Annotated in this window: 16 protein-coding genes; 9 read left to right on the top strand and 7 right to left on the bottom strand. The window is 47.7% G+C overall.

What is annotated here, in order from left to right:
• Positions 1–166: 166 nt before the first annotated feature.
• The 4 genes from EL633_RS30210 (at position 167) to EL633_RS30195 (ending at position 7,548) form a co-directional block, all read left to right on the top strand.
• Positions 167–2,728 (top strand): tetratricopeptide repeat protein, encoded by a 2,562-nt coding sequence (locus EL633_RS30210; RefSeq protein ID WP_126630942.1) that lies wholly within the window; start codon positions 167–169, stop codon positions 2,726–2,728.
• Between the two features lie 405 nt (positions 2,729–3,133).
• The gene (locus tag EL633_RS30205) at positions 3,134–5,746 is read left to right on the top strand and encodes a PAS domain S-box protein (protein WP_161982553.1); all 2,613 of its coding nucleotides are present in this window, start codon (positions 3,134–3,136) and stop codon (positions 5,744–5,746) included.
• A gap of 174 nt (positions 5,747–5,920) precedes the next feature.
• On the top strand, positions 5,921–7,075 hold the full coding sequence (locus EL633_RS30200; protein WP_126630940.1) for a sensor histidine kinase: 1,155 nt from the start codon (positions 5,921–5,923) through the stop codon (positions 7,073–7,075).
• Entirely contained in the window at positions 7,075–7,548 is a 474-nt protein-coding gene (locus EL633_RS30195; protein WP_126630939.1) for an SRPBCC family protein, read from the top strand. The genes EL633_RS30200 and EL633_RS30195 overlap by 1 nt, the downstream gene beginning before the upstream one ends.
• Here EL633_RS30195 and EL633_RS30190 read toward each other — a convergent pair whose 3' ends face one another.
• Both EL633_RS30190 and EL633_RS30185 read right to left on the bottom strand, forming a co-directional pair.
• On the bottom strand, positions 7,549–8,031 hold the full coding sequence (locus tag EL633_RS30190; protein ID WP_126630938.1) for an NUDIX hydrolase: 483 nt from the start codon (positions 8,029–8,031) through the stop codon (positions 7,549–7,551).
• A 32-nt stretch (positions 8,032–8,063) separates the two neighbouring features.
• Positions 8,064–8,810: an HAD family hydrolase gene (locus tag EL633_RS30185; protein WP_161982552.1), complete on the bottom strand. Its 747-nt coding sequence runs from the start codon at positions 8,808–8,810 to the stop codon at positions 8,064–8,066.
• A 903-nt stretch (positions 8,811–9,713) separates the two neighbouring features.
• Between EL633_RS30185 and EL633_RS30180 the strand changes: the two genes are divergently transcribed.
• The 3 genes from EL633_RS30180 (at position 9,714) to EL633_RS30170 (ending at position 12,379) form a co-directional block, all read left to right on the top strand.
• Positions 9,714–10,619 carry a PP2C family protein-serine/threonine phosphatase gene (locus EL633_RS30180; protein ID WP_126630936.1) on the top strand — a complete coding sequence of 302 codons (906 nt, stop codon included), beginning with the start codon at positions 9,714–9,716 and terminating at the stop codon, positions 10,617–10,619.
• Between the two features lie 189 nt (positions 10,620–10,808).
• Positions 10,809–11,879 carry a phosphotransferase enzyme family protein gene (locus tag EL633_RS30175; protein WP_126630935.1) on the top strand — a complete coding sequence of 357 codons (1,071 nt, stop codon included), beginning with the start codon at positions 10,809–10,811 and terminating at the stop codon, positions 11,877–11,879.
• Positions 11,879–12,379: a HEAT repeat domain-containing protein gene (locus EL633_RS30170; RefSeq protein ID WP_126630934.1), complete on the top strand. Its 501-nt coding sequence runs from the start codon at positions 11,879–11,881 to the stop codon at positions 12,377–12,379. Before EL633_RS30175 ends, EL633_RS30170 begins: the two co-directional genes overlap by 1 nt.
• A gap of 10 nt (positions 12,380–12,389) precedes the next feature.
• Here the strand turns inward: EL633_RS30170 and EL633_RS30165 are convergent, their stop codons facing one another.
• The 3 genes from EL633_RS30165 to EL633_RS30155 form a co-directional block, all read right to left on the bottom strand.
• The gene (locus EL633_RS30165) at positions 12,390–12,908 is read right to left on the bottom strand and encodes a hypothetical protein (protein WP_126630933.1); all 519 of its coding nucleotides are present in this window, start codon (positions 12,906–12,908) and stop codon (positions 12,390–12,392) included.
• 259 nt (positions 12,909–13,167) lie between these two features.
• Positions 13,168–13,689 carry a PaaI family thioesterase gene (locus tag EL633_RS30160; protein ID WP_126630932.1) on the bottom strand — a complete coding sequence of 174 codons (522 nt, stop codon included), beginning with the start codon at positions 13,687–13,689 and terminating at the stop codon, positions 13,168–13,170.
• Between the two features lie 14 nt (positions 13,690–13,703).
• Positions 13,704–14,720 carry a helix-turn-helix domain-containing protein gene (locus EL633_RS30155; protein WP_126630931.1) on the bottom strand — a complete coding sequence of 339 codons (1,017 nt, stop codon included), beginning with the start codon at positions 14,718–14,720 and terminating at the stop codon, positions 13,704–13,706.
• 231 nt (positions 14,721–14,951) lie between these two features.
• On the opposite strand from EL633_RS30155, the gene EL633_RS30150 reads away from it, so the two are divergent.
• On the top strand, positions 14,952–15,788 hold the full coding sequence (locus tag EL633_RS30150) for an SDR family oxidoreductase (RefSeq protein WP_126630930.1): 837 nt from the start codon (positions 14,952–14,954) through the stop codon (positions 15,786–15,788).
• 249 nt (positions 15,789–16,037) lie between these two features.
• On the opposite strand, the gene EL633_RS30145 is transcribed toward EL633_RS30150, so the two are convergent.
• Positions 16,038–16,514, bottom strand: a complete 477-nt coding sequence (locus EL633_RS30145; RefSeq protein ID WP_126630929.1) for a GNAT family N-acetyltransferase — start codon at positions 16,512–16,514, stop codon at positions 16,038–16,040.
• A gap of 249 nt (positions 16,515–16,763) precedes the next feature.
• A complete protein-coding gene (locus tag EL633_RS30140; protein ID WP_161982551.1) occupies positions 16,764–17,585 on the bottom strand; it encodes a sugar phosphate isomerase/epimerase family protein in 822 nt (273 codons plus the stop codon).
• A gap of 245 nt (positions 17,586–17,830) precedes the next feature.
• On the opposite strand from EL633_RS30140, the gene EL633_RS30135 reads away from it, so the two are divergent.
• Positions 17,831–18,409, top strand: coding sequence for an NUDIX domain-containing protein (locus tag EL633_RS30135; RefSeq protein ID WP_126630927.1), 579 nt, complete (start codon positions 17,831–17,833; stop codon positions 18,407–18,409).
• Positions 18,410–18,556 lie beyond the last annotated feature (147 nt).

The raw sequence follows: 18,556 nt of genomic DNA, 5'->3' as shown, positions 1-18,556 counted from the left end.
TGTGTTGAAGATTTCTTCTCGCGACCTATAGGCGGGCCTGGGATCGGGTGGGGGCGTACCTCATTTCTCTACTATACTCGCAAATTACAAATGATGTCTTATCAAGACTGGTATATACATATTTAATCGCAAAAGTATTTATGCGTCTGGGAAAACGGAAATTGCAGTGAAAACATCGATGGATGCTATTCAGTTTGGTAAATGGATGAGTGAACGGCGGCGCAAGCGTGGCTGGTCCAGCCAGCGTGCCCTGGTGGAAGTGGTACGCCAGGATCCTCTTTTTGAAGATAGCCATATATCGGAAGATTTTTTGGCGCGCTTAGAAGCCGGTCGCCTGGCATATCCTTTTCGTCGCAATGTGCGTCAGCATCTTTTTGTGTTAGCCTGGTTTCTCTGTACGACGCCGCGTGAAGTACAGTCCTATCTAAATGCAGCCTCCTTGCATGAGCTGACTCCCGACGAAAATGAGCTGGTTCAGCGTCTCTATACGCATATCTCTGGCGCTTCGATGCCAGCTATTGAACTTTTGCCTGTAAGACCGCATCACCTGATTGGACGGGAGGCGCTGGTCCAGCAACTTTTAGACCAGCTTGGTTCGCTGAACGGCGGTCTTTATGCTCTGACAGGGATGCCTGGCGTTGGTAAGAGTGCTATTGCCGCTGAGATCGTTCATCGCCTCGTTGCCGACAAACATCGACCGCTTTTTCAGCATGGCATCATCACGCTTTCCTGTAAAGGACGCCAGGGGATGCCTGGTCTGCTTGCGGTCTTGCAAGAGCTTATTACTATCCTCTTACCGAATGAAGAGCACGCATCACGCGCACCAGGATCCGCTGAGAGAGAGGCACGCGAGGCACGTGATGAAAAAGCCCTGATTTCTCTCTTTCATCAGATGGATAGTAATCTGGCCTATATGGTTGATCGCTTGCGCCTGCTCTTGACTGATAAAAACATCCTGTTCTTGCTGGATGATGTGGATGCACAATTCCCGTTGCGCGAAGCCCTTGAGGTCTTACTGGCCAACACACACCATCCGCTAACGAATAAAGTACATGCAGGACAGCGCGTTGTACTTACGACAGGCCGCTATATTCCCGCACCGGCTCTTGTTAGCTATCATCATCATGTACAGCCATTATTACATGATGATGCCTGTGAGCTGCTTGAGATCCTCATCTCGTCTGATACGTATCCTCTGCCAGGGTTGCCACAAGAAGAACACCAGGAAGCAATTGGCAAACTTTGCACTATTCTCGGCCATCTGCCCCTGGCGATCGAGTTGGCCGCTAATGCGATCGCTGTGAGAGGTATCCCTCTGAAGCTACTGGTTGCCAATGCTAGTGTTGATCCATTTCATCGTTTATTGGATGACGCAGGCATACTTACCACGCTATTTGAGCAGGCCTTTAGTGGTATCAAGCAGGAGCAGCGGGATCGCTTTGCGCTGTTAAGCCTGCCTGGTCCACAGGTTTTTAGCCTTGAATGTGCCGCCGCTCTTGCCGCTAATCGCTGGGCAGACGAGAAACAAGCACGCACAGATCCTTTGTCACTTTTCGCCTCTGCTTATGCTACCAGTAGAAGCGCCGATACTTCCGAGGAATATGTTTTGCCTTCCGCGCGTTCCCGCAGAAATCTGGCCGTCGACAGTACCTATGTGGCTTTTGAAACCCTGACCAATACCGCCTTAGAACTGGGACATTTTGTCAATTGCTCACTGCTAGAACGCGTTACGGCTACCGCCGGGGGAGCCGATAATGATAATCCCCAATATATTCTCCATCCTCTGCTGTTTGCTTATGCCCACGCTTATCTGCAGCGCATAGACAGGGAGAAGATTGACGTAGTCTGGCATAATACCCAGGCGTATGCTGAAGCGTATCTGGAACGCTATCAAGGCGATATTGTGATGCTTGAGCGCGAGTGTGGTGTCTTACTTGAGGTCTTTGCACGTGCCTGTCAGGAACAGCGGCACGAACGTGTTATGCACTGGGCCGCGAAGCTGGCGAGTATTACCAGTCGGATGCAGGATATGTATATTGGTAAGCGGCTCTTACAGGCGGGTATTCAAGCCAGTTGTCAGTTGCAAGATCAATATCAGCAAGCGTTCCTCATCATGCAACTGGGACATCTCTATTGCTGTCAGGGACGTACTGACAAGGCGCGCCTCTGCTGGGAAGAATGCCTGAAGATTGCGCAAGAACTGGGACATCCAGCCTATTTATGGCGCCCATATCTTTTCCTGGCCCACCTGGAATATATTCAAGGCAACCTCTCCGAGGCCCGCGCCCATATCGATGTATTTCTGCAACAAACCCGTGAAAGCGGAGACCTACGTGGTCTGGCGCTTGCATATTTTAAGCGTGGCCTCTATAACCGTGAACTGGACGATATGAATGCAGCCTATAACGATGCCTGTGCGACCTTAAGCCTGCTAGGCATGCTAAAAAATGATCCTTCCCTGTCTGACCAACTTCTGGAAGCAGAAGCGCAAGCCGAACTGGCTCGTATCTCAGGGGACTACACCGGCTCCCAGGAATTCACTACCATCGCCTGGAACCTCGGTTTGCAAGTTTCTGATGCCTATACACGAGCCCTGATCCTCCTGGTACAGGCGAAATTTGCTCGATACAATGGCCATCCACAGGACGCTGCAGCCCTCGCCAGACACATACCAATCCTGGTACCAGCAGCCATGCAATTGCACAAACAAGCCGCCAAATTCTTATAGTTTTTTAATGAAAAATCGTTGGTGCAATAATGGCATGCCCGCGCCATTACTGCACCAATCAATAAAACATGAATAGGGATGCCTGCGCTCCCGACTCAGCCTGGCTGAAAACTCATTACTTCCATGAAATCCGTGATTTGTCTAGCGCTGTTTTCGCGCCTTTGGCGCTCCAAGGGTTTTAAATGTGGTGTAAAATGGTGTGCAAAGCACACCATTTTACACCACATTTAAAAGAAGCATGGACGCTTTAGCGCCCGAGTGTGGCTGGTTATACCCTCGCTGCTGAAAGTGGAAATCAAACGCTGCCAGATTACGATGTGTCAGCCTATCCCCTGGCTCAGTAGCGTTCTCATATACTATAATGGATCTGATAGCATAAAGTATTTTTCCAGGAGTAGATCAGATATGCAACGTGGTTTGAGGCCTACCGTCCAGATTCATCCATATGTAGATAAGCTTGAGGCGTTACTGGAGGCTATTCCAGATGGGGTGGTGAAAATTGATACGGTAGGGCGTTTACAACGTGCTAATGTGACTGCTCAGAGGCTACTCACGCGCATTGCTTCTCTTCCACTTGAGGATATCTTGCGTCCAGATCAGGTTGCTACTTTGCGCGCGCGCGATGTGCGTGGACATTTATTGACGGCCGAGACTGTTCCGGTGGCACGGATCTTGCGTGGCGAGGTCTTATCAGGACAGGGTGCGCCGATTATCCGTTTTCCTATCACAGATGGACAGGAATTATATCTGCAAATCAGTGGGGCGCCACTACAAAATGAGCTTGCTCAGCTGACCGGTGGGGTCGTTATCCTGCGGGATATGACCGAATATATGCAGCGCCGGCGCTATTTGGAGGAGATGTTGCTCCAGGGGGTAATCGAGCAGCGACGGCTACGGGAGCGTGAGGAGCGTGCTTATCGCATCGCGACCCTTGTGCCGGAATCTTCATATCCTTACCAGTTGCGTGTCGCTGGCCATACGATTGAGTGTGTATGGACGACCGAGATTTTTAGTCGTATTACTGGCTATTCACAGGCAGAGGTTAACGCCGTCGGATGGTTTGACGAGTCCTTGTACCATCCCAATGATCATCCAGCCGTTCAGGCACGCAGGCAGGCACTGCTGGCTGGTGTCTCCGACGTGCAGGAATGGCGGCTGCTCACTAAAGCTGGCGAGGTACGTTGGCTACGAGATTCATGCCATCCTGTGGCTGATGAAACCAGCGGTATCTTTCACTTCTATGGCGCGGTCCATGATATTACCAGGCATAAAGAAGAACAGGATCAGATTCATCAGTTGAGCCAGCAACTTTCAACGATCTTTGCCGCTATCACCGATTGCGTGGTGGTCTATGATCGTGAAGGCCATCTGTTACAGATGAATCGTGCCGCTCAGGATCTTGGCGTCTTTGCTGTGCAGTCAGATTATCAAGCCTTGCCACTGGCGCGGCGTGCTCAACTTTTGCAACTCCATGATGGCCGTAATGCCCTCTCTTTAGAGCAGACTCCGGCCTATCGAGTCCTTCATGGTGAGAGCCTTAAAGGCTCGCAGGCAATGGATATTTTTGTCTGCGGCCTGGATGGATCTCAGGTTTGCTTGAATGTCACTGGAGCACCTTTGCGCGATATATCGGATGAGATTGTGGGTGCGGTGTTAATTTTTCGCGATGTGACGGCTAGACGGCAGCAGGAGCAGCGTACACAACATGCTCTGGATGCCTTGCTTGCTATGGCTGAAGCGCTGGTCCATTCAAACGAGCAGATAACTTTCCCTGATGATGTCGCTGACCAGGCAGCCTATATTTCAAAACAGCAGGTTATTCAGCATTTGCTTATGCTGGTTCGCGATCTGCTGAGTGGACAACGGACTTTAATTCTGACTATGGATGACAGCACCCAGCGTTTCACTCCGGTTGCGGTCGCTGGCTTCGCACCTGAGCAGGAAGAGGTTTTTCGCGTCGAGATCGCGCAGACATGTTTAAGTGCTTACTTCTCAACTGAAACCTGCGAACTATTATTAGCGGGCGAAGCAATGCTGGCTGATATGGAAGATCGGCCAGCCACCAATCTGCCAACCTATGGCATCTCGCATATGCTGGTTGCTCCTTTGTATATCGCCGAACACACGCTTGGCGTGCTGATCATGGACTATCCTACCAATGATCAAGAATATCCTGTCCATGAGGCGCTGACCTTATTGAAAGCGGTTGGGAAACTGGCGGCTGTGGTGATTGAGCGTGAACGCCTGATCCATGCGCGCATCATTGCGCAGGCACGGGCCCTATCCGAGGGCGAGGCAAATCGACAAAAAGATGAGTTCCTGCATATGGTTAGCCATGAACTGCGTAATCCACTGGCCACTATCAAGGCAAGCATCCAACTTACGCGACGCCAATTGCAAAATTTTACGACAGGTTCGCATAATGATGACCTTTTGGAGCAAATCGAAAGCATGCTCGATCGAGGTGAGAGGCAGGTAGCGGTTGAGAGTCGTCTGATCGGTGATTTGCTCGATGGCTCGCGTATCCAGGCAGATCAACTAAAACTACAAGTCAAGTTATGTAATCTCCTGGATGTTGTGCGCAATGTCATCGCCGATCTTCAAACTGGCAATACGTCTCGTGTGATTCAAATTATCGAGCCAATGGATGAGGATATGATTCCAGTCGTAGCTGATGTAGAACGTATTGGACAGGTTTTAACACATTATCTTGCGAATGCCATGAAATATTCTCCTGCTGATAAAGCAATTACATTACAGTTTCAGCTTGATGGTCAGAATGTTCGCGTCACTATTTCTGATGAAGGTCCAGGTATCCTGCAAGAGCTACAAACCAGGATCTGGGAACACTTCTATCAGGTGCCAGGGCGCATTGTCTATAGTGGATCAGCAGGATTGGGACTGGGGCTCTCTATTTGCCAGACCATTATTCGCCAACATTATGGACAGGTGGGCGTGGAGAGCCGTCCAGGTCAGGGGGCAGCCTTCTGGTTTACCCTGCCTCTGGCCCGTGTATAAGCCACTCATTCTGCTATCGGGATTGTCAACCTACGCTGAGTATGGTATATAAAGAAGACGAACTTATATGTGCTTGAAAAGAATATGCGTGTGCATTTACCTCTTTTTTTACCTGAATAGTAACGCGCACCAGACAACTCGTGTCAGCTTTTCTGCGTGAACGGAGCAAGTGTCTTGCAATCATTGTCTACCCTACCTTTATCCCTGCGTCACGCGCCTTTTCGCGCCCGCGTCATCACTTTTCTTGGCTGCTGCTGCATTGTATTTCCTATCATGATCTTTTGTCTGTTTGAATTTTCAGATGTAGAGATTATCACTAGCTGTGCTATTCCGGTCGCTGTCGCCTCCTGGATCTTTCGTCCCAGAATTGCGTATATCTGCGCTGTTGCTGTCCTTGTTGCATCCGCGCTCTTACTAAGCTTGTATCTACATACTTTCTTGTGGCCCTTTCGTTTGTGGGAAGGCTTTTTATTTGGCGTGCTGGTGATTATCATTGAACTGGGCTGCTTTGCCTTGCTCCATCATTTCTTAGAACTTTCGGCAGCAGCTAAACAGCAATCCTTGCAGGCTGAGCAGCAGCTGAATATTGCCTATGAGCATCAGCAGCAGTTAGAAATACTTCGCGATCAGTTTCTGATGAGTGTCAGTCATGAATTACGTACCCCACTGACCGAAGTAAAAGGATACATCAATTTATTACTTGAATACGGTAATAAAATAGATGATGAGACGCGGGCCGCTTTTATGCAGAGTGCATCGTATGGTTGTGATGAGCTTGAATTAATTATCAGTAATGTGTTGGGAAGTTCACGTATAGGGCAAGAGATCAAACCATTATCTATGCAAGAACTGCCCTTGTTATCTACAATTACAGAAATCTGTGAACACATTTATCTTGAGGAACACACATTACGCCTGGCTATTCCCGCTGATCTAATCATATTAGCTGATCGTCAGCAGTTGCGGCAGGTCTTACGTAATCTCATCTCGAATGCATGCAAATATTCGCCTGCACAAACCTTGATTGAGATCAGTGCCCTGGTAGAGGATGATTCAGAGCCCATGGTACGTATCTGTTTGCAGGATGCTGGTCCAGGCATCGCGGCCGATGAGATACCCCTGCTCTTTCACAAATTTTCTCGTTTGAAACGTGATATGATGGGATCTGTACGTGGTACTGGACTTGGCTTGTATATTAGTAAGCAGTTTGTGGAAGGGATGGGAGGGCGTATCTGGGTTGAGAGCGCGGGGGTGGCTGGTCAGGGGAGTTGTTTCTGCTTTACCTTGAAGCGTCTGCTTCCTGTTACATCGATAAAAAAGGATGCGTAATGCAACAAAATCATTTTGATATGGTCGCGTTAATTTCTGTTCCGCCCGAGGATGTGTATGCGGTGCTGGCGGATTATCGCCATGGGCACCCGCATATTCTGCCCGCAAAATATATCAGCCAGTTCAAGGTTGAGGCTAATGGACAGGGGGCAGGGACTGTGCTCCGTTATCGGATGCGCATCTTTGGTTTTGCACATGAGAGACGGGCCCTTGTCAGTGAGCCTGAACCTGGCCGTATATTGGTCGAGCGCGAAACAACTACCTCTTTAGTTACGACCTACGCGGTAACGCCCGCTAATAATGGTCTACACGCGCATGTCCAGATTGCCGCGCATTGGGAACCTGCTCACACACTCGCGGGCAAGTTAGAGCAGGCCTTTTATCCCTCGATACTGCGCAAGATGTTTACCTATGAGCTAGATGCCCTGGCGAAATTGGCCGCCAGGAAGAAGCGTGTCGCCAGCAGCCACTAATTATGGGCGCACATAGCTCCAACTGACCATCTCGCCATCGCGCCATGGCATGATTCCATGAAATTGACGCGGATCATCATCAAATACCAGTGGCAAAAATTCGTGATCGCTCGGCCAGACTGCCAGAGTTGGGATAGCACTGCGCTCAACCCATTCCAGTGTACCCTCGGCATTGCCAGCGTGCGCCTCACCATGCCAGCGATCGACAACGAAGATGAACCCAAACCAATCCTCACTATGCTTCCCAAAGCCGGGCCAGAAGATCGTTCCACGTAACGTCATATGATCCACAATCAGTCCCGACTCTTCCTCTATCTCCCGTATCATGCAACTGGCAATATCCTCATCGGGCATCAATTTACCGCCCAGACCATTATATTTGCCATAATGTATATCATCGGGTCGCTTATTGCGATGAATCATCAAAACCTGCGTGCCATCGGGCGATAAGATATATCCCAGTGTAGCTACAATCGATGCCATCCTCTACATATGCTCCTTTTGACTTAAAAAAATTATGATAGCTGTTCCCGTTTAACTGTATCAACGTGCAATCCCAGACCTGGCAACAACTCTGCAAATGAATGAATCGTCAGATCGGCCACATCTTGTGAAATATGTTCAGGCCAGTAGCGTTGCTCATGTTGAATCCAGACCGTTTTCATGCCAACCTGATGTGCTCCCCAGATATCAAACTCTGGATTATCGCCCACAAAAAGAATATCCTGCGTCGGCTTCTGCAAACAATTGGCCGCCGCCAGAAAGATAGAGGCAGCCGGTTTCTGCGCCCCAAAAGCCTTGGAGATAAAAATGCAAGAAGTATATTTATCGATACCCAGCCTGATAATCTTACGCTGCTGCTGCGCGCCTTCTCCATTGGTCACAATCCCAAATGGAATCTGACGTTCTTGCAATCGTTGCAAGAGCAACTGAATGTCATCCTCCAGCACAATATGTTCAATGACATCCCTTTGATATTCTATAATAAGTTGCTCAATTGATCCCTGTATCTCTGGATAGCGTTGCTTCGCCTGTCGAAAATAATCATCTCGTGGTCTATAGCCATGCATATCCAACTCGACCAGATACGCAATCATCGCCTCTAATTTCTCAGTCTGCTCGGCTGTATAATATCGCGCCGCAACCTCGCGTGCCCAGCCATCAAAAGCTTTACTTCTATGATGTAAGGTATCATCTAAATCAAATAGAATCGCGCTTGTCCCAAACGGTAGTGAATTTGATTCCTGTGCTAAATCTGACACTTTTCCATTCTCCATAACAAACAATAGCATAGCCTCGCTATACCCGACAATAAACATCATAACACACCCATACATTTCCCTCACATCTCGCACCTGCGGAGCAGAGCTTTATTGGCGCCTGCGGCGCCAGGGTAGGGGTGTGGAGTGTGTGGTTGTGCGGCCGCTGCCGCACAACCACACACTCCACACATAAAATAATGCATGGATCACCAGGTGGTAGTGACGTTCAGTTCTCCCACCCCTTTTTTATATATGTGTGGGCAGCGGCCGCACTCCACACACCCCACACAAGAAATAATCAATGAATCACCAGGTGCTAGTGACGTTCAGTTTCCCCACCCCTTTATATATGTGGGCAGCGGCCGCACAACCACACACTCCACACAAGAAATAATCAATGGATCACCAGGTGCTAGTGACGTTCAGTTTTCCCATCCCTTTATATATGTGGGCAGCGGCCGCACAACCACACACTCCACACAAGAAATAATCAATGGATCACCAGGTGCTAGTGACGTTCAGTTTTCCCATCCCTTTATATATGTGGACGGTGGTGGCCGCAGCCCACACATAAAATAATCAATGGATCATCAGGTGCTAGTGACGTTCAGTTTTCCCATCCCTTTATATATGTGGACGGTGGTGGCCGCGGCCACCACCGTCCACATATATAATCTTTGCGAGCACCGCAGGTGCGAGGCGTGCGGCAGCACAAACGCACACCATTCACCTGAAAAACAAAAACAATTTCCCTACCCCAAAATCAAGAAAAAGTAAAAACCAAAGAAAAAAGCCCCAACATGTGTTAAAATACTTCAAAATGATCCTTTATTCGGTTGATGCAAAACTTCTCTATTATTCTGTATATGCTAGATAGTATTCTCGAAGAAAGAGAGCTTTTAAATGACAGTCTCTGTTAAAGCTTCTTATACATCTGGCGCTACTCATTCAGCGCTGGCCTTTGTCCAGTACAGTGTGCCGCATGAGGGGCATGCCTATTATAATGATGATACTGTATTGCTAGATAGGCGTCGCGGGCTGGCCGCGGTCTTTGATGGTGTTGGCTCTGGTCCCGGCCAGGTTGCCTCACGCCTGGCTGCGCGCGTCATACGGCGTATCTGGAAGAAGCAGCATACCGAAGCAAGTATTATTATTGCGTCCGAAGAATTACATTTAGCAGACACCTTGCTGCATATGTTTAATGAGGCCCATCGCGAGATTCTCCTGGAAGGAGAACGTCGCGCTCGCAGTATGGAAGATTATGCCAGATATCCAGCAACCACGGCTGCCCTGACCCTGTTTTGTTATAACCAGGATACCCATGTTTACCATATGTTTTACGCGCATGTAGGCGATAGCCGTATCTACCTATGGCGGCCCGAGCAGCCCATTCAGCGTCTCACAGCTGACGATGGTTATCTTTCACTAAAAATATTAGATGGCTCAGTAACTCCTGAAGATGCGCTACGCATTGATCAAGCCGTTTCTATTGATGAGTTGAGTCGCATTGAGAAAAGCTACTTTGATAATCGCAATGGTATTACTCAAGCTCTGGGACATGAAAAATCCCTGGTTGTACACATTGGCGATATTGTAATCCAGCCGCGTGATCGAATTCTTATCTGTTCAGATGGTATTCATGATAATTTAACGGATAAAGACCTGGCAGTATTACTTGAAAAAGAAAATCGTCAGACTGTCGCCAGAAAAATTGTGCAGCAGGCCGTTGAGTGTTCTCATCAATCCACTAATACAAATATGCGGGCGAAGAGTGATGACATGAGCGCTATTGTGGTGACGTGTCATTAAATTTATTAAGGTTATGTAATATACTTGTGAATGTTTATAGACATCGATCAAATAGTCGATGTCTATGTTCTATTTTTGATGTATACTCTTCTTGTGTCTCAATATCTGTCCTATTATTGACACTACATATGCGAAGATATTTTATGGGAAGCAGATAGCTTTGCGCTGTAGTCTGTGGGAGTCAATCTATTGGAAAATTCGAGCTACAATGGTCAAGTTCGGCAGTTGCGCATTCTGGCTGAAGCTGCACTGACGCAATACGATATTGGAAGCGCTCGCCTGACGCTTATGTCTTATGGAGATCATGCCGTTTTTCGTGTTAGCGCGTATACAAAGCCTGGACTATCTGTTTTTGAAACTGGTGGCCAGACCGATGATGATCGTTTTGCTTTACATCTCTGTCGGTCGGAGGGATTTGATCGTCCATTGTGGAACTCTGAGCTCCAATGGTTATTGACCTTGAAAAGTGAGACGGACCTGCTAGTACCTGAGCCAATCGAGGCACGTGATGGAGCTTTGATGGTGAAGGTTCGGGTTGAGGATATTGAGCAGGAATGTATCTGTATGCTTATGCGCTGGGTTCCCGGTCGTAGCATTGATTCTGGCCTGACTCCGACCCTTTTTGAGCGCGTCGGTACGTTTATGGCTCGTTTACATCAATGTGCCAGAACATTTGTGCCCCCCGAAAATTTTGTACGTCCCCATTGGAGCTGGCAACATATAGTAGGGCCTGATACAGTGCTTGATCCCGATTTTGCGTCGACCCACTGCAATGGACTGATCGGTGGCCGAGAGTATCGTCTATTTTCTGAAGTAGCTGAACGTACGCGAGATGAGTTAGCGATTATCCCTACAACTCCGGACTATTATGGATTGATTCATGGCAATTTTCGTCAGGAGAGCTATTTCTTCTATAAAGGGAATGTTTCGGCCATTGATTTTCACAAATGCGCCTGGAATTATTATCTTTTTGATATATCGATTGCATTAAGTGGAATAAGCGGTCGTTCAGACGAAGAACGATTACGACAGGCGTTCTTTCATGGTTATGAGCGTGTGCGTAAGTTGCCAGAGCACTATGAAAAGTGGTGGCGTGTCTTTACTGCTTTACGTTTAATAGAACATATCAACTTCCTTTTTCAATCTGATGATCCTGTCAAGCGTGCCAGTGTCCGAACATATCTGGCACCTGGTCTTCAATGGTTGAACCTGTATATGGAATCTTCTATGAGTTTCACGGTTGCGCTTCCTAAAGGCTGATGGATAAATATATTCAACCCACAGAACTACGGGCGCAATTACATCATGATAAGAGCGCTATCCGTTTATCTGCGATCCAACAATTAGGGAAGCCAGGAAATACCGAGGCAATCGCGCCTCTGACCTTGCTGCTGGATGATCCGGAGGATACTGTACGACTCCATGTGGTCCTTGCGCTTCGTCAGATTGGTGGCCCTCTGATCTTTGATGCTCTGGTTTCTGCGTTGCATAACACATTACCTCCGGTACGTCGGGCCGCTATTGTCGCGCTTGGTAAAATGGATGATCCTCGCAACCTCGCTCCACTCCTCAAGGCAGTACAGGACCCTGATCAACGTGTCCGCGATTCTGCCGTGCTCACCATTGGTGAACTTGGTGATCAGCGCGCCCTGCCAGTTCTAGAGCATCTGCTGTCTATCCATCCTCAGAACGACGTTCAGCTCAACAAAGAATATTTGCACTATGCGCTTAAACGTATCCATCAACGCCAGCAGCGTTAAGATGGTATTTTCAAGCTCTGTGACTGATAGTCAAGCGACGGCGACCTTTGCGTCCCAGATATGCGCCTACCCAGGCGGCTGCAAGGCTTAACGGTACAAGGAGCAGCAGTTCAGTGGCAAAATCTAGCAGGAATGACGACATATATGTGTTGAGTGAATCAAGCGGAACCTGGATCAGTCCAACTTCAATGCCGACTCCTAAGCTCGCGATCGCATAGCAGCAGAGCGCAAAGAATGTGACCAGCAAGCTTGGTTTGATACGTCTCGTACGACGAGCAACCAGTTGTCCCGCGATAAAAGCTATCAGGATGCTTATAAGGATGTCCAGGGCCATATAACCGTAAGGTTGAGGTAATAGAAAGTCTAGTTGTGGAAAATTTGCGAAGATGAAAGCATGAACGATCTCCAGGGCTCCTGTGATTAAGGTTGCGATCAGGATGATGCGGCGATCCCATTTCTTATCGTCTGGTGGTGAAATAAATCCAGCAGCCTGATTGGGATGAGATGACGTGGGAGGTTCGTACGACATCAGTGTTCTCTTTCTTAACCATCTAAGCAGATATACTTTATAATTTTAGTAACTAGTCAGTGCTCTTTCTTGCTCAAATGCCTTGCTCTGCGAAGCAGAGCAAAATTGTTTCTTGTGCCATTGCGGAAAATTGTCGGCACTGCCGACAATTTTCCGCAATGGCACAAGAAGAGTCTGGTTGATGCCGGAGGCATCTATAAGACATGAGTAGTTACAGATTTTATCAGTTATATCTGCATACAATAAAGGAATTATGCGCTTAGCTGGACGGTTTCGATCGTTCGGGTCGCATAATCAGGCAGGTTGTGGTGGCATGGGCATAAAGTTTGCCTGCTTTATCAGTGGCACGCGCTTCAGCGGTTGCTATCCGCCCTCCCATATGAATAACTGTACCTTCGCTATAAATCATGCCTGTCGTATGTGTAACAGCCCGCACATAATTTATTTTTAATTCAATTGTGGTATATCCAGTTCCGGCTGGCAGGAGTGATTGGACGGCGCAACCGAGCGATGAGTCTAACAAACTAGCCAGTACACCACCATGTACACTTCCCAATGGATTATACTGATACTCAGCAGGCTCCAAAGCAAATGTCACACGCCCCTCTTTGACCTCAGTAATCTGCATATCGAGCAGGGGACTGATTGGTGGCGGTGGTAATTCACCGGCCTGGATGGCCTTCAGATATTCAAATCCGCTCATATTTTTTCCTTGCCGTAACGCGATCGTGGGATCTTCCCAACTAAAAGTACGCGTACGAGAAGGCTCTTGTTGATCCATGTCGATTATTGCTCCTATGATGTAAGACTCATGGTTAAAGCAGGTTGGGCGGTCATTGCCAGAAATTCTTGTTCAAAAGCCTGGCAGACTTGTAATTCGACTTCAGGACGGTTCAGTGGCGGTTGCTGGCGGGCAGCCTCAATCAGTATATTCGTAACACGAGTATTGTATTGATCCAGTATCGGCCCTTGAATCTCAGTGGAGGGCATAATACCCAGTGCGATCTGCTCAAAGTCATAGAATTCTGCTGACTCAAAGCCGAGCATAAAAAGATCAACATAACCATTCACCAGATTCACATGGATATCTGTGAAATACTGAGGTTGCATACTGATAATTGTCAGGGAACCAGCAATTTTATTCGCACGAATAAGTGGGCAACATATAATACTTTCCGCGGTCTGATCATAATGAGTAGGATAGAAGCGTTTTTTCTGGGTATGTTCATGAATGAGGATTGGACGTTGGAATTGAACTACATGACCATTCAAGGATTCCAGGCCGAAGAAGCGCATATTATTTTCCATCCTGTGCCAGGGTGGATTACCTCGCCCACTTACAATACGTAGACTACGCACCTTCTGACCCTGTACCGCGGGTCGCGTACATTGGCTGGCGTAGACCACCATTCCTCTCTGTTCAGGATTGAGATGAGCCAGTATTTGTTGTATCACCATGGACTGGACAGTTGTATTACGTATGCCCGGTGGCAATTGATGATAATCCTCCAACACCCTGGCGTAAAAAGCTGGTGGAATTTGTGCTGGCATTTCCTCCTTGACCGCAATATCTGTGCGGAATTCCGGAAACTCTTCAGCTATTAGTGCAATTAACTCTTCGCGCCGGGTGGGTAATGCATCTAGGAGCGCATACAGGTGTTTGGACCGTGGATTTGATGTTCCATTGGCCCAGCGGGTAAGGCTGACCGGATTGACACCAAGTATACTCGCTATGCGCTGCCGTTCACATGGATCGACAATAACCTTTTCTAAGAAGGTACGCCACCCTGACGGTTTATGTGTGTTACTCAATTACCACTCGTCTAACTATTACTAGCTAATCCGTAATGACTAGATAAGTATCTTACGTCAAAAAAGTAGTTCTCGTCAACAACTGGTGATACAATATGCAATTACCTTTTTTTATAAGCCAGGCTTCACCATGAAAATAGTATCTTTACTCTCTCCCTTTAGCCTATGTTACAATGATCATTGAACAGATAAATTTTACGTTGAGTACTAGTACCGCAAGAAAGAGTGAGCATGAATTACGAGTCACAACTTCAATCTTTTTTCACGATAAAGGGTCAGACGGCTGTTGTCACAGGTGGTAGTGGTGGACTTGGTAGTGCTATGGCATATGCATTAGCGCAGGCTGGTGCTAATGTCGCCATTATCGGTCGAAATGCTGATTCAGCGCAGAAGGTTGTCCAGGTAATTCAGGCTCAGGGTGGGAGTGCCCTGGCTTTAGCCTGTGATGTGGTGGATCGTAACGCATTGGAGCAAGCGCTCGAACATATCACGCAGGCTTTTGGTCCAGTAGATATTCTGGTCAATGGTGCCGGTGGTAATCAGCCAGCTGCAACAACCTCACCAGAGCTTTCCTTTTTTCAATTGGATAATGAGGCGATCGACCGTGTATTTGATCTGAACTTTTCAGGAACCGTCAAATGTTGTCAGGTGTTTGGTCGTGGCATGGCTGAACGTAAGCAAGGTTGTATTATCAATATCGCCTCAATGAACTCGCTCCGTCCACTGACTCGTATTCCTGCTTATAGCGCCGCCAAGGCTGCCGTCACCAACTTCACCCAGTGGCTGGCAGTCCATATGGCCCAGGAATATAGTGCCGACATTCGCGTGAATGCGATCGCCCCAGGCTTCTTTCTCACCGATCAGAATCGATTTTTATTAACTGACAAACAGACAGGCGAATATACCGCACGTGGACAAACTATCCTGGCCCATACCCCCATGCAGCGTATGGGTGAACCGGAAGACCTGATTGGAACTTTGCTCTGGCTGGCCAGTCCAGCCTCCAGGTTCGTAACTGGCATTGTCGTGCCAGTGGATGGTGGCTTCTCAGCTTTTAGCGGCGTTTAACCAGGAAAATCACCTGCTTAACAATGCCATGAGCAAGTTTTTACATTTCATCTTTTAAAAATTTAATGGTAAATGCGGGGTGCAATCGTATGCTTTTTACACGATTGCACCCCGCATTTAAAAGAAGCATGGCGCTTTAGCGCCCGAGTGCGGCTGCTTGTACCTTCACCGATGAAAGTGAAAATTAAACACTATTGCAGCTGCATTCATATTTTAGTATGATTTTATAATGGAAAATTATCTTTAGCGCTACAATACTTTCCGGAAAAGCACACGCGTACCCCCACGACCATCATAATTGGTTGTCACAGGTAAACCATTGGTCTCTGAATCACCGGGTTCAACGGTAAATCCCATACTCTGATGAAAAGCGATAGAGCGATCATTCGTTGGCGCCGTCACACTATGGACTTCAGTGCAACCCCACTCGCGCATTTGGGTAAAGAAACGTAAATACAGCAGGCGTCCAATGCCTTTTTTTCGGAAACGCGGATCAACCCCTACAAAGTGGATATATGCCTGATGTGGATAAGTTTGTGAGCGAAATCCTACCAAAAAACCGATGCGTTCTCCGTTATCTTCAACAATAAAGCTACTTTTCTGAAAATGGATAAAAAAGAGCTTCGGCAACATACTTGCCATTGGACGGTTATCCCACCATGCATCAACTACTTGAATAATAGGAGCATAATCATCTGCTTCGATTTGACGGATAATATAGCCCATGTATTACTTTTCCTCCTTGCTAATCTGTGCATATCCATTATACACCTTTTTTGGATATGTATCTTGTTCTATGTTATGAATATTGTATAAGTTTCTATAAAAGTAGGATCAATTACATTGTGTGAAGGAAAAAGCTTGTACATGATATAAAAAGCGGAGTCCACTTTTTATAGGACTCCGCTTGTGGTCGTGAAAATCAGCTACTGATCTCAATTTGGCGCATAGTAAACTCTGATAATGCTCAAGACGTTAGTTTGTCAGTTGCTTTTCGGCTGTATGTAGCCAATTAATATGCTGTGGTAAAGCGATTTCAGGCTCTTCGATCTCTGGATGCCAGCGTTTTTCCCATTCGACGGAGATATAACCATCGTAGCCATGTTTATACAGGCTCTGAAGCTGCTCCAGCACGGGTACCTCGCCTTCTCCCATCAGTACTAATTTCCAGCCAGATTTCTCGGACTCATCGCGGCGTGCATCTTTAACGTGGACGTGGGCGACGCGCGCTCCCAGTACCTGCCATACTTCTTCCGCACTTTCACCCACGCGATAGGGATGATGACTATCCCATAGCGCGGCAATGGCGGGAGAGTTTATGGCTGCAAGCACCTGAGCGGTACGGTGGGCGGAAGAAAAGCCATCATGAGTCTCTAAGGTGATCGTTACGCTAGCCTGTTCAGCCTCGGTGGCTACCTGGCGCAATGCTTCAGCTACCCAACGATTCTCCTGCTCAATATCCTCACCTTTTCCAGCCCCTCCAAATACACGTAGTATAGGTACTTTTAGCTCCTGTGCCAGAGCAATCCAGTGTTGTAAACTCTGCACATTCTTTGCGCGCTCAGCGGCATCACTAAAGTTAAACGTGCAGGATGTATCAAATGCGCAGACCTCAACACCGCGCGTACGGAACGTTTCGACCGCTTTGCGTACCTTGTCTGCGTCGCGCACAGGATCAATAATCTCATTATCCAGTAAACGTAATTCGACACCGTTATAGCCAAGCCGGACCGCATTGTCGGCCACCTGTTCAGTTGTCCACTGCGGACATCCCAGAGTACTAAATGCAAACTTCACTGCTTCTTGCCTCTTTCTACAGCTAAAAACGATCGTAGATAGACAGCATACTTTTCAAAAGCATGTTTTGCCTTATATTTATTATGCCACCATTCTCTATAAATGGATAGTAATGGTTTTCTATTGCTAAAGTAATAGTTCTCTTCCCATACTCACTGGCGCTTGTTTGCCACAACAGGATAACCTTGCGTATGATGATAGCGACCCCTTTACTGGTTGTAACCCTGTAATAAAGGATGGAGATAATGGATAAAAAAGTAGAAATTTTACAGAAGCGCACTGTCTATGATGATTTCTTCAAGATCGAAGAAGCGTACCTGCGCTTTCGTCGCTTTGATGGTAAGATGAGCGATCCTGTACGCCGCCTGCTCTTTGAGCGTGGTGATGCCGTGGCGGCGCTGTTGGTGAATACAGATACCCAGAAGGTCTTGATGACCAGGCAATTTCGCTATCCCACGCTGGAGAAAGGGCCTGGCTGGCTGCACGAGATCGTGGCAGGCATGATCGATGAAAATGAAGAGCCTGAAGATGCAGTCAAGCGTGAAATTGAAGAAGAGATTGGTTATCGTGCTCATGCCCTGACAGCTATCGCAACCTTCTATGTTTCGCCCGGCGGTAGCTCAGAGCGTATCTACCTCTACTATGCCGAAGTAAGCAACGCCGATCGCGTCTCTGATGGTGGTGGGCTGGCTGAAGAACATGAAGACATCGAATTGATCCAGATCACCTTTGAAGAGCTCTGGGACGTCCTCAAAAAAGGCGAGATTCGCGACGCCAAAACCCTGATTGCCGCGCAATGGCTACAACAACAGCAATCCAGATAATCATAAGGTGAAGGAGGGCCTCCCAGAGTTGGAGGTCTTCCTGCCTGGGTAGGCAGGAAGATTCGGCTACTGGTACTTTTTGTCAGTTCCAGGTGATGTATACTGCTATTTACTGAATAAACGCATATAATACCATTAAAGCTTCTA

It is taken from the genome of Dictyobacter alpinus (genome assembly GCF_003967575.1).
Taxonomy (GTDB): Bacteria; Chloroflexota; Ktedonobacteria; order Ktedonobacterales; family Ktedonobacteraceae; genus Dictyobacter; species Dictyobacter alpinus.
This window is presented reverse-complemented; position numbering and strand designations above follow the sequence as displayed.